Genomic DNA, 12,244 nt, shown 5'->3' on the forward strand with positions numbered 1-12,244 from the left:
ATTTTTCGCCAGAAATTTCAAATCAGTATAGGCCTTCTTGACGAAAAAAATCGGTCTCATCTGTTATACTAATAAGGAAAGAAAAATTAAGGAGGGCGTAACATGGAAAATGTCTTGCCGACAGCAATGCATCGCCGAATCAACTTATTAAATTCATTGCATTTAACAACCAACTGGATTTCCTTGGACGAATTGGCAGAGAAATTGGATGCCTCTAAAAAAACCATTTTGACGGATGTCCAGTATATTGAAGATCGCTGGCCTGAGATTATCTCATTTGAATATCAAAATAATAACAGCATTCGCCTTTTGGAAACCCAAAATCATTCCATTCACGATATCTATACCGAAATCTTGCGGGAGTCTAACGCTTTTGCATTATTGGAAGCGATTTTCTTCAATCCTTACGAAAATGGAGAATATTGGGAAAATAAATTTTATCTCAGTAATTCCAGTCTCTATCGTCTCGCTATTAAGCTGGAGGGCTCGCTGAATAAGCGGGAGATGCAGCTTAATCGGACACCGTTTCGGATTGAAGGAAACGACGAACGGAAAATCCGTACTTTTTTCCGCGGCTATTTCTTAGAGGCCTATGGGATTCACGGCTGGCCGTTTCCTTTAGACCGGCAGCTAGTGTTTGATTTAGTCAATCGCTTAAATCAAGATTTCAACTTGGGCTTTAATGATTTGCAACTGGTAGATTTTGCCTTTGGAATTGCGGTCACCATTATTCGTGAGCGCCAAGGCAATCTTGTCAATCAAGATGCCCGGGTCATGAACAACCGTGAAGAAGTGCAGACTAAATTGCAACAATACCGTTTGGATATTGAACGAATTGTTGAGCCATTGAAGGTCCATTTACCGGATAATTGGTACGATGATTTTTCATCGACTATTTACTGGTGGGAATTTGCTTGGGACAATCCTCAAGAAGAAGTCCGGATTACGGAGCAAGGGGAAGTCTTTATTAAAACTGTGGTGGATGCTCTGGGGGTCAGTCTCGACCAGGAGAGCCATCAAAAAATTCTGCGGCTGTTTCTGCGGACCTATGGTAAATATAAAGTTTATCCCTACAAGCGTTACATTATTTATAACCGCCGTTGGTTCAGCAGTTACATTGTTCAGCAGCACTTGGTGGTCTTCAGTAAAATTGTCGCAAAAGCTTTACAGGAGCTGGAGGCTAAAACTAAAGTTCCTTGGTATTCGGTGTATTACGATGATATGCTGTGCGGTATGATGGTTTATTGGCAGGACTTAGCTAATAAAATGGATCAGTTGCGGCATCAAGTTCAAGTTGGCGTCTTTAGCGACTTAGGGGTCGATCATGTCAATGCGGTGGGGGCTATGTTGGCCCGCTCATACGGAGATAAAATTAATTTAAATCTGCAGGATGTTTCCCATTATGGCTTGGCGGAGACAAAGCTTGCCAATTATGAAATTTATGTGGCGAATTATACGATGCCTGATGTGCCGGCGGAAAAATTATTTGTGATTGAAGATATTCCTTCCTTCAAAAATCTCAATGACCTGCGACAGTTAATTGAAAAGAGCCGCCTAGTCTTGCCGAAGGATATTCCTTATTTACAGGAAAAAAAACATTAAAAAAGCCCAGCTACTGTTTAGTAAGGCTGTGGCATTAGTAAAACAGAATTGAATTTTATAATCAACATGAAACGAGAACGCTGACTATTTGTAAATTTGCATCGAGGACCTAGTGGACTGAAAGTGCAAATGCAAGATGGGTCAGGATTTTCTCAATAAAAAAAGCCCTAGCTGGAAGTTTTCAGTCATTGAATCTAAAAAGGATTCTTTGACTGTAGAACAGCTAGGGCTTTTTATAATTAATCGTCGACGTCGACTTCTAAAACATCGCCGGTTTGGGCGTCAATTGAAACGGAGGTTTCCCGATTATTGATTTCCACGGTTACTTCCCAATAAGTGGTGCTTAATTCTTTTTCTAAATTCCATTCGGTGATGGTGCCGCTGCCGGCTTCCGCTAAGGCGGTGTCACTGATGGTAGAAATTGGCAATAAGTTGTCCAAGTTCAGGGCTTCCTCACGGGCAACGCCATTTTGTTCATCACGATCAAGGGTTTCGGTTTTATCTTCTGCAACGCTACCATCGCTGGCTGAAATCTTAACATCGTATTCGTTGGTATCATCAACACCTTCAACAGTGTAGTAATAACTGCCTAAAGTTGTGTCCAATTCGATATTGGTAATATCAGTGTCAGGATGCAGCTCTTGATAAGCTTGAATTGCTTCTTCAAGAGTAATCGTTACACCGTCAAGATTAGTAGTGCCGCTGTTAGTTGTTCCGCTGGCGCTGCTGGAATTGCTAGTGGTAGCTGCCTGCGAAGAGGTGCTAGTGTTGTTATTCGTTCCTGTGCTATCTAAATTTGTTTGATTGGCTGAACAACCAGCCAACGTTAAAAGACCTGCCGCTGTTAAAAATAAAGTGATTTTTTTCATGTGTAATTCCTCCAAGATTTTTTCTAGTTGATATATATAGTATAGCCGGTGCTAGCGGAAAGAAAACATAAGTGACGTGAAACGAAAATGAAAAATTCTTCATGATACTTCTATTTTAGATGATTTTTTGCCAGAAAACGAGGGAAATGCAAAAAAAAAACAGCCAGTTCACACTAGCTGCTTTCCAAAGTTTTTAATCATAATCCACTTCTAATACTTGACCAGACTGGGCGTCCACTAAGACTTCAGCGTGGCGGCCGGAGGTTTTTACGTGAACCTCCCAATAGGTCGTGTTTAATTCCCGCTCCAGCTGCCACTCATAAGCGGAGCCGCTGTTGATTTCGCCTTCTGCGATACTGCTGATTTCTTCAAGATTTTTTAAATTGTCCAGATTTAAAGCGCTTTGGCGGCGTTCAATGCCGCCTCGTTCATCGGCATCTAGATTCTTTTGCTTTTGATTGGATAAGCTGCCGTCTGTTGCTGAAATCCAAACGTCGTATTCCACATCGTCATCCATGCCTTCGACTTCATAATAATAAATGCCGTGATGGGTCTTGAGCTTCAACTCAGTGATATCTGTACTGGCATATTGTTCTTGAAAAATGCCGATTGCATCACTGACTGAAAGCGTGATTGTAGCGGTGCTGACATCGGCAGAGCTGCCGCTGCGAACCGATGGACTAGTCGTTGTATCGACACTAGGTGTTGTTTGCTCAGCGGCTGCAACGGAACTGCTATCCTCAGGTGCTGTTGGACTAGCTGGTGCTGTCTGCTGAGTGTTATTGGCATTGTTTGCTGGCGCCGGCTGATTTAATTGCGCCTGATTTGGGGAACAAGCCCCTAAAAATAAAAGTGCTAACCCGCTAATCCCCGTAAACATTATTTTTTTCATTTTAAAACTCCCCCTTAATTTCTCCTGTTCTTTTCTATAAACTTAGTATAGCGAAAAAGAGTTTTTTCCAAACCAAAAAACTATGAAGACAAAATGAAGAATTCTTCATTTTGATTTAAGCAAATCCAGCAAATAAGCTGTCAAATCTTTAATGGGATTTGACAGCTTATTATGAGTTGCCTATTTTTAATTTTTGGGCAGGATCACTTGGAAGGTGACGCCATTGTCTTGATAATCTAAAACGACAATTTCCCCTTGATAAAGCTCAACTAATTGTTTGACGATGGAGAGGCCGATGCCGCTGCCGGCGATTTCACTGGAGCGGGATTCATCCACTCGATAAAAGCGTTCGAAAATTTTCTTTTTATTGCTTTCAGAAATCGTCACGCCAGTATTGCTGACGCTAAATTGAACAGTCGGGCCAATCGGTTCCAATTGAATCATAATCTTTTGATTAGCAGGAGTGTACTTAACAGCATTTTCAATGATATTGCGGAAAATTTGATAAAACTGCTGCTTGTCCCCGTCTAAAATCACATGGGGAGCCAACGAAAAAGTTACCTCCTGTGAGATTTCGGTAGCTAACTCCTCTAAAATTTGTTCGACTAAATCGGTTAAATCAACGGCTGTATAATGGTTGATATTTTTTTCTCTGCCCAACAACAGTAATTGTTGAGTCAAAACCTCCATCCGTTTTGATTCCTTGTCGATAAAATTCAAGGATTTAGGAATAATTTCCGGATGCTCAGTGCCGCGGCGGCGAATCAAACCGACATGACCGCGAATAGCTGCTAAAGGTGTTTTTAATTCATGGGATGCATCGGTAATAAATTGCTGCTCCCGCAACATGGCCTCCTGCTGACGAGTGAGTAAGTGATTAAAGGACTTCGCCAAATTCTGCGCCTCTTGAGGACTGGTAGGCTCGCTTAAAGGCGTCTGCTCCGTGATCTCCGGAGCAATTTCTTTAATCTCCTGATTCATTTTTAATAAAGGCGCGCTGATTTTTTTGGAAAACCGCAGGATAAAGAAAATCCCAAAAATCAAAATGAAACCAGAGAGAATAAAAATCCACTGGGCTAAGGTCACCAGAATCTCAAAATTATCCTCCATATCAGTTAAGATGGCAACGCTCGTTCCATCTACAGTGAATTGATTGAAATAATACGGCGTGCTGTCCTCCCACAGGATATCTTGTAAAAAGAATAGCTGGCCTAATTCGTTAAATTGAGAAAATAACGAATAGGCATCACTAGAATAAACGGAATTGCCATCACTGAGGGCCACCCGGATAAAGTAGCGGGGATCATCAGCCGCAATATATAGCCGCAGTGTTTCACGCCACTCGTCATTGGTTTGGGTATCAACTTGCGACAGAGCATCTTCAATAGCGGCGGTTTCTTGCTCCGTTGATTCATATAACCGATAACCAGTGGCTAAAAGAAAGCTCGTCCCTAATAAAAAAATAACAGAGAGGGTGATGGCGGTAAAACGAGTGACTAATTTAAATTGCAGGGTATTTTGATTTTTCTGATACCACTGCTTCAGGCTATTCATTTTCTTGCCTCAAAACGTAACCGACGCCCCGGACCGTTTGAATTAAGCGGGGCCGGCCATCTTCATCCAACTTATTTCGCAAAGCCCGCACGTAAACATCCACTGTGTTGGTTTGCCCGAAATAATCGTAGCCCCAGACGGTATTTAATAAATCGTCGCGGCTGATGACCTCTTCTGGCCGTTTGATCAATTCGTAAAGCAAGTCGAACTCTTTTTTAGTTAAAAAAATTTCCGTCTGCTCTCTGAGTACTTGCCGTTTGGCGACATCTAAAACTAAATCAGCATATTGATAGGTCAGGCCGGTTTCCTTCAATTGGGTGATGCGCTCTTCTCTTCGTAGAATCACGCGAATGCGGGCCAATAATTCTTCAATTTCAAAGGGCTTGGTGATATAATCGTCCGCTCCAGCGTCTAAGCCGGAGACTTTATCAGAAATCTGATCACGGGCGGTCATCATGATAATCGGTACAAAACTATGGCGGCGAATCCGCCGGCCAACGGTCAATCCATCAACCTTTGGCAGCATCCAATCCAGCAAAATTAAATCAATTTCCTGCTCATGGGCGGTAAATAAATCCAAGGCCTCTGCTCCATCCTTGGCATAAATTACTTGATAATCTTCAAATTGCAGCTCCTCTTGAATAAAGCTGGCCAAACTTTCTTCATCTTCGACTAATAAAATGACAGGCTTTTCCATCGGCTTCCTCCTCAACAGGTTTTTCTTATCCTAAGATTACCGACAGTTGCCCAAAGAAGCAATCATTTTAAGATGAAAAATTCTTCATAAAGGCATGGAGCAGGTTTTTTTGGAGAGTTATAGTAAAGGGTTGTCTTAACTGCGATAGTTCGAGTTATTCAATTATTTTGAGGGTTAACCTTTTACAATAAAAGTTTTTCAAATTGTCGGAGACGTTTGGTTTGCTATCGAATTGGCTTGGGAGTATCGTTACCAATAGCGAATGGAGGAGATTTACAGATGGATAAATACGCAAGTGGTTTAAAAGCCCGGGAAGAAATTATCGGCCAAGCGGCGAGTGAGATGGTGACGCAAACCCTTAAGGATATTTCCCCAGTTATGGATGATTACATCAAGCTGACTTTTGGCCAAATGAAGGCAGATGAGACCTTAGATTTGAAACAGCGGGAACTGATTGTGCTGACTACGCTGTTGACTCAAGGAGACACAGCACCCCAGTTGAAAATTCATCTCCAAGGGGCCTTGAATGTCGGCTTATCAAAGGCCGAAATCATTGAAACCTTTGTCCAATGCTTACCTTATGTTGGTTTTCCCAAGGTGATGAATGCCCTAACTGTCGCAAAGGATTTCTTTGCTGAAAAAGCGGACTAAACAAAATTGGCTAAAAAATGTGATAAGGTTTGGCTGGCTTTTTGTTTTACGGCTAGAGCCTTGAAGTGAAACTTTCCACAGTTTCGCAATTTTTTTGAAGTGGGCTCTTGCAAAGGTCGGTGCTATTTGCAAAAAATTTAGCTTGTACCAATTATTATTCAAACAAATACCCCGCCAGCTTTTGAAACTGGCGGAGTATTGAGCTGGATTTAAAAGCAAATGTTACTGATTTCTATTTTGCAGGCTGTTGATTCTGTACTGATGAAGCGCAGCAGAAATTCTTTTCAAAATGGGTCGGCCAAAAAGGGCCAGAGCCAAACCAATTGCAATCTGATGGGTGATAATTGTAATGAGTAAGATTAAAAGAGAGCTTAAAAAATTGTTAGTAATAGCAACTCGATCTTTCGTGGATGCAATCATGAGGTCACCTCGTACTTCCCTTTTTTTAAAATTATAACACACGTCATTATTGAGCGAACTAGAAAGTTAACTCGGTTTACCACTTCTCAGTCATATTTTTTGGTATGCTTAATGCAGGTAGGTGAAGTACAATGACACAAATAAAAGCAGTCAGTTTGCGGGCTGTCAAAGCCTCTGACATTAAATTAATCAGAAAATGGTGGGCAGATAGTCGTGTGATGACAGCTGTCGGCTTTCCCAATGGCTTAAAGGCTAGTGAGGCAGAAGTGCTGGCTTCGATTGCTAAACACCAAGCCGCTGATTTTTCTGATTTTTTAATTATTTTGGATGAAGCTCAGCGACCGATTGGCGAATTTCATTATCGCCAAGTCAGTGAAAATTCCACAACCTTTGGGATAAAAATCGGCGATTATGGAAGTCAGGGAAAAGGCTATGGCAAAGCCGCTCTTTTAAAAGGGCTGGCCATGATTCAAACCAATCCAGCCTTGAAATTGCTGGAAATTCAAGTAGCAGCTGACAATCTCAAAGCGATTGTTTTGTACGAAACGCTGGGCTTTGTTATCACCGAAAAAATTACCGACAACTGGACTGACCAGCTGGGAAATTTACGTTCCACCGCCGTTATGCAGTTAAAAATCTAGCCCTGCTATGATAGCTAAAAAAAAATCAAAAATCAGCCAAAAATTCCGAAAACAAAAAAGCCAAACTAACCTTTTCAACAGTGTTTCTCTCATACGGTATGAGAGGACAGCTCCTAGTTAGTTTGGCTCATTTTTTTGTTAAAGCCTTTTAAAACTTAAAGGCTTGGTCAATCAAAGCATAATCATCATTGGATAAACGGACATCCATAGCTTTGGCGTTATCTAAAACTTGCTCAGGCTGTTTAGCACCTGGAATGACGACGGTCACATTTGGATTTTTCATATACCAAGCCAAAAGCAATTGAGCAATCGTCGCATCGTTGGCTTTTGCCAGAGGTTTCAAACTATCCACTGTGCGAACAATTTCCTTGTAACGTTCCCCTTGGAAATTCGGATTTTTCAAGCGACGGTCATCGGCGGCAAATTTAGTATCTAAGGCGTATTTGCCGGTTAACAAACCAGAGGCCAATGGGAAATAAGGGACAAAGCTGATGCCTTGTTGCTTCAAATATGGGAATAAATCTTTTTCCGCCTCCCGATGTAAGAGGGAATAATTTTCTTCGACAACATCAATGTGACCATGTTGATTGGCCTCTTTTAATTGGTCAAGGGAAAAATTGGAGACTCCGACAGCGCGAATTTTGCCAGCCAATTTTAAATCATGTAAAGCACCGACCGCTTCGGCTTTTGGAGTCGTTTCATCAGGAAAATGAATATAGAAAATATCTAGATAATCAGTTTGCAGCCGCTTTAAAGATTCTTCAACAGCATTGGTTAAAAATTCAGGGGTATTGTTAAAGGAGCCGTCTTTATCATGGGCGGCCTTGGTGGCAACCACCACTCTAGCCCGGTCGTAATCCTTTAAGACCTCACCGATTAATTCCTCTGAACGGCCTAGTCCGTAAGCATAAGCCGTATCTAATAAATTGATGCCGCTGTCTAGAGCAGCCCGAACAATTTTTTTACCGGTTTCGTCATCTAAATTGGGAAATAAATTGTGACCACCGACGGCGTTAGTGCCTAATCCTAGTTCATAAGCATAGACTTGCGAATGGCCAAAGCGTTTTTCTTCCATAGGGAAATCCCTCCTTAATAGTTGCTTTCAGTGTAGCCTAAGTTTGTCAAAAGGGGTAATAAAAAGAACTGCTGTTGGGTCGAAAAGAAAATAGCTCATGAAAAAATTTGAAAATTATCATGGTTTCAGCTTGACTTTCGCTAGTTTCTCTAGTATTTTATGTGTAATATCTTAAAATTCCATGAGGGAACGAGTATTTTGTTTTCAATTTTCCAGAGAGAGCTGCCGTGGCTGCAAGCAGTTTACTTGAAACAGAAGAAAGACATTTCTTAGAAGAACAGAGGAAAAGCTGTTCCGTGTGCGAGCGTTAATCGGTTGAGGAAAGAGCAATCTTTCAAATTTAGGTGGTACCGCGTATGACAATCATTCGTCCTTGTTCAGTTAATGAACAGGGACTTTTTTTATTGCCGCAGACCGCCCCTCAGGAATTTTAAATCACATTTAACAAGGAGCGAATCATATGAATTACCAACGCCCTAAAGGCACCGCCGACATTTTGCCGGGAGAATCAGAAAAGTGGCAGTTTGTCGAAGAGACCGCCCGTTTAATTTTTAGAGACTATCAATTTCAAGAAATCCGCACGCCGCTTTTTGAGCATTTTGAAACAATTTCCCGCAGCGTTGGGGACACTACGGATATCGTCTCGAAGGAAATGTATGACTTCTATGACAAAGGCGACCGCCATGTCACCCTGCGTCCGGAAAATACGGCGCCGATTGTGCGGGCCTTCGTTGAAAATAAATTATTTGGACCGGAATACGCAAAGCCTTATAAAGTTTTTTATACGGGGCCGATGTTTCGCTATGAGCGTCCACAAAAAGGCCGTTTGCGGCAATTTCATCAAATCGGCGTTGAAGCGTTTGGCTCTAGCAATCCGGCGACAGATGTTGAAACGATGGCGATGGCCTTGGATTTCTTCAAACAATTGGGCATTCAGCAAATTCGTCTGGTTATCAATTCCCTTGGGGACAAAGAAACCCGCAAAAATTATCGCCAAGCGCTGATTGATTATTTGGAACCACATTTAGAAGAGCTAAGCGCAGATTCCCAACGGCGCCTGCATGAAAATCCGCTGCGGGTCTTGGATAGTAAAGACCCGAAGGACAAACAGTTTGTTGCTGAAGCTCCTTCAATTTTAGAATTTTTAACACCAGCTTCACAAAAACATTTTGACGATGTTTTGAAGATGCTGGAGGCATTAGAAATTCCATATGAGATTGACAGCAATATGGTGCGGGGTCTGGATTATTACACGGATACGATTTTTGAAATCATGAGTGACGCCAAAGGCATGGGGGCCCAATCGACAATTTGTGCCGGCGGCCGTTATGATGGCTTGGTGGAAGAGCTCGGCGGACCCGAAACCCCCGGCTTTGGTTTTGCAATGGGGATTGAGCGGGTCTTGATGACTTTAGCGATGGAGGAAATTGTGATTCCGGCAATCAATGAATTAGATGCTTATGTTGTGGCGATTGATGATGGCACTAATCTTGAAGCGCTGAAATTAGTACAGGCTGTCCGCAATTTTGGCTTTTCGGCTGATCGTGATTTTATGCACCGTAAACCAAAAGCCCAGTTCAAATCCGCCGACAAACTCGGTGCTAAATTAGTTCTAACCATCGGCGAAGAAGAATTGCTTAAGGGTCTAGTGAAGGTTAAGTCGATGGCCACCAGTAAAGAACAAGAATTTCGTTTAGAGGAAGTTTACGAAGATTTCCCAGAAATTTTTGATGAGATGACGACCAAAATGTTTGACTAAAATTTATGAAAAATTTTGGCAGACTAGCTTAGGTCTGATGTAATTAGAAAATATTCCAGCTGGACTCAATTTCCAACTAAATGTTCCAACTTGGCCAATTCTCAGCTAATTGAGCCTGTAGGAATGAAAATCAACTTAAAATTTATCTATTAAAAAAGGAGCAAAAAATAAAATGGCAGAACGAACAGTGTATTGCGGTCTAGTTTCAAAAGATCAACTAGGCAAAAGAATTACCTTAAAGGGTTGGGTCCAAAAACGCCGGGATTTAGGCGGTGTGATTTTTATTGACTTACGGGACAGAGAAGGAATCGTCCAAGTGGTGTTCAATCCAGAATTATCCAAAGAAGCATGGCAGATTGCGGACTCTTGCCGCAGCGAATATGTGATTGAAGTGACCGGGGAAGTGATTAACCGGGCGCCAGAAGCCATTAATCCTAAAATGAAAACCGGTCAATTTGAAGTCATGATTGACCAAATTACAATTTTAAATACGGCGAAGACACCGCCATTTGTGATTGAAGACGATCAAAATGTTAACGACGAAACTCGTTTGAAATATCGTTACTTAGACTTGCGTCGGCCGAAAATGACCAATAATTTTAAATTGCGCCACCAAGTGACCAAAGCGGCCCGCCACTTTTTAGATAACCATGATTTTCTAGATATTGAAACGCCTTATTTAGCAAAATCAACACCAGAAGGCGCACGGGATTATTTGGTACCTTCACGGGTCCATGCAGGGCATTTCTATGCGCTACCGCAATCACCGCAAATTTTAAAACAGTTGTTGATGGGGGCAGGCTTTGACCGTTACTATCAAATCGTACGCTGTTTCCGGGATGAAGACTTACGGGGAGACCGTCAGCCGGAATTTACTCAAATTGACTTAGAGACGACTTTCTTAACGCCAGAGGAAATTCAAACTTTAACCGAAGGCATGATTGCCCAAGTAATGAAGGAAACAAAAGGTCTTGAGGTCACTTTACCTTTTCCTCGGATGAGCTGGGACGAAGCGATGAACCGTTACGGCAGTGACAAGCCGGATACTCGTTTTGCAATGGAGCTGGTTGATTTAAGCGAAGTTGTTAAAGATGTGGAGTTTAAAGTGTTCCAAAGTGCTTTAGAAAATGGTGGCGTCGTCAAGGTTTTAAATGTTAAAGGTGCTGCCGATAAATATTCCCGTAAAGACATGGACAACTTAGGGACTTATGTTGGTCAATTTGGAGCAAAAGGATTAGCTTGGCTGAAGGTTGAAGACGACGGACTAAAAGGACCAATCGCTAAATTTATGGGAGACGCTGCCGAAAAAATTATCGCAGCTGCTAACGCTGAAGTCGGTGACTTACTGATGTTTGGTGCCGATAAATTTTCAGTAGTAGCCGCAGCCCTCGGCGCTATCCGCACCCGTATGGGGAAAGAATTAGGCTTGATTGATGAAAGTAAATTTAATTTCTTGTGGATTGTTGACTGGCCGTTGTTTGAATACGATGAAGAAGCGAAACGCTATGTTTCGGCGCACCATCCCTTCACCCTGCCAAAAGAAACTGATATTCCGCTCTTGGCAACCGATCCGGCGAAGGTCTACGCAGAAGCCTATGATATTGTCTTAAATGGTTATGAATTAGGCGGAGGTTCATTGCGGATTCATACAAGAGAATTACAAGAAAAAATGTTTGAAACATTAGGCTTCACCAAAGAAAGTGCAGTGGAACAATTTGGTTTCTTATTGGACGCTTTAGAATACGGCTTCCCACCACATGGCGGTATTGCCTTAGGTTTAGACCGCTTAGTGATGCTTTTAGCTGGTGAAGATAATATTCGTGAGGTGATTACCTTCCCTAAAAACGGAAAAGCCGCCGACGTGATGACCGAAGCCCCAAGCTTAGTTTCACCTTTACAATTATTTGAATTAAATATTGACGTGACAGCGATTGAAGAATAGCAAGTCGCGGTCTTAAGCCCTTTTTTCAGAAACTTGCAGAAATAAAAGACTTTCTTAAGGGAATCGTTAGGAAAAATTAGAACAACTTTAACCGGTTGTTCTTTTTTCTTTGTTATAAAAAGGGTATACTGTAACTGATTAA

The 12,244-nt window shown here is 41.9% G+C and carries 11 protein-coding genes and 1 other annotated feature; of the genes, 5 read left to right on the forward strand and 6 right to left on the reverse strand.

The genetic code is table 11. The features are described 5' to 3' along the window. The first annotated feature begins 102 nt into the window (after positions 1-102). On the forward strand, positions 103-1,602 hold the full coding sequence (locus AC1Z3S_RS02680; RefSeq protein WP_461739066.1) for an AcpB/EbpR/MafR family transcriptional regulator: 1,500 nt from the start codon (positions 103-105) through the stop codon (positions 1,600-1,602). Positions 1,603-1,841: 239 nt separating this feature from the next. Here the strand turns inward: AC1Z3S_RS02680 and AC1Z3S_RS02685 are convergent, their stop codons facing one another. The 4 genes from AC1Z3S_RS02685 to AC1Z3S_RS02700 all read right to left on the reverse strand — a co-directional run bounded on the left by AC1Z3S_RS02685 (position 1,842) and on the right by AC1Z3S_RS02700 (position 5,614). Beyond that, positions 1,842-2,471, reverse strand: a complete 630-nt coding sequence (locus AC1Z3S_RS02685) for a PepSY domain-containing protein (RefSeq protein ID WP_461739067.1) — start codon at positions 2,469-2,471, stop codon at positions 1,842-1,844. 193 nt (positions 2,472-2,664) lie between these two features. Continuing rightward, positions 2,665-3,363: a PepSY domain-containing protein gene (locus AC1Z3S_RS02690; RefSeq protein ID WP_461739068.1), complete on the reverse strand. Its 699-nt coding sequence runs from the start codon at positions 3,361-3,363 to the stop codon at positions 2,665-2,667. A 186-nt stretch (positions 3,364-3,549) separates the two neighbouring features. Continuing rightward, positions 3,550-4,917, reverse strand: coding sequence for a sensor histidine kinase (locus tag AC1Z3S_RS02695; protein ID WP_461739069.1), 1,368 nt, complete (start codon positions 4,915-4,917; stop codon positions 3,550-3,552). Then, positions 4,910-5,614, reverse strand: coding sequence for a response regulator (locus tag AC1Z3S_RS02700; RefSeq protein ID WP_461739070.1), 705 nt, complete (start codon positions 5,612-5,614; stop codon positions 4,910-4,912). The genes AC1Z3S_RS02695 and AC1Z3S_RS02700 overlap by 8 nt, the downstream gene beginning before the upstream one ends. Before the next feature lie 279 nt (positions 5,615-5,893). Between AC1Z3S_RS02700 and AC1Z3S_RS02705 the strand changes: the two genes are divergently transcribed. Next, positions 5,894-6,265, forward strand: a complete 372-nt coding sequence (locus AC1Z3S_RS02705; protein WP_461739071.1) for a carboxymuconolactone decarboxylase family protein — start codon at positions 5,894-5,896, stop codon at positions 6,263-6,265. A 222-nt stretch (positions 6,266-6,487) separates the two neighbouring features. Here the strand turns inward: AC1Z3S_RS02705 and AC1Z3S_RS02710 are convergent, their stop codons facing one another. Further along, complete coding sequence (locus AC1Z3S_RS02710) at positions 6,488-6,685, reverse strand: hypothetical protein (RefSeq protein ID WP_461739072.1); 198 nt, start codon at positions 6,683-6,685, stop codon at positions 6,488-6,490. A gap of 131 nt (positions 6,686-6,816) precedes the next feature. On the opposite strand from AC1Z3S_RS02710, the gene AC1Z3S_RS02715 reads away from it, so the two are divergent. After that, positions 6,817-7,326: a GNAT family N-acetyltransferase gene (locus tag AC1Z3S_RS02715; protein ID WP_461739073.1), complete on the forward strand. Its 510-nt coding sequence runs from the start codon at positions 6,817-6,819 to the stop codon at positions 7,324-7,326. 148 nt (positions 7,327-7,474) lie between these two features. On the opposite strand, the gene AC1Z3S_RS02720 is transcribed toward AC1Z3S_RS02715, so the two are convergent. Next, on the reverse strand, positions 7,475-8,401 hold the full coding sequence (locus AC1Z3S_RS02720; RefSeq protein ID WP_461739074.1) for an aldo/keto reductase: 927 nt from the start codon (positions 8,399-8,401) through the stop codon (positions 7,475-7,477). Positions 8,402-8,573: 172 nt separating this feature from the next. Continuing rightward, positions 8,574-8,779: a binding site (T-box leader), on the forward strand. Between the two features lie 82 nt (positions 8,780-8,861). On the opposite strand from AC1Z3S_RS02720, the gene hisS reads away from it, so the two are divergent. Next, positions 8,862-10,160 carry a histidine--tRNA ligase gene (hisS, locus tag AC1Z3S_RS02725; RefSeq protein ID WP_461739075.1) on the forward strand — a complete coding sequence of 433 codons (1,299 nt, stop codon included), beginning with the start codon at positions 8,862-8,864 and terminating at the stop codon, positions 10,158-10,160. Positions 10,161-10,332: 172 nt separating this feature from the next. Then, the gene (gene aspS / locus AC1Z3S_RS02730; RefSeq protein WP_461739076.1) at positions 10,333-12,102 is read left to right on the forward strand and encodes an aspartate--tRNA ligase; all 1,770 of its coding nucleotides are present in this window, start codon (positions 10,333-10,335) and stop codon (positions 12,100-12,102) included. Positions 12,103-12,244: the final 142 nt, after the last annotated feature.

The sequence above is a fragment of the Enterococcus sp. LJL90 genome (genome assembly GCF_056924355.1).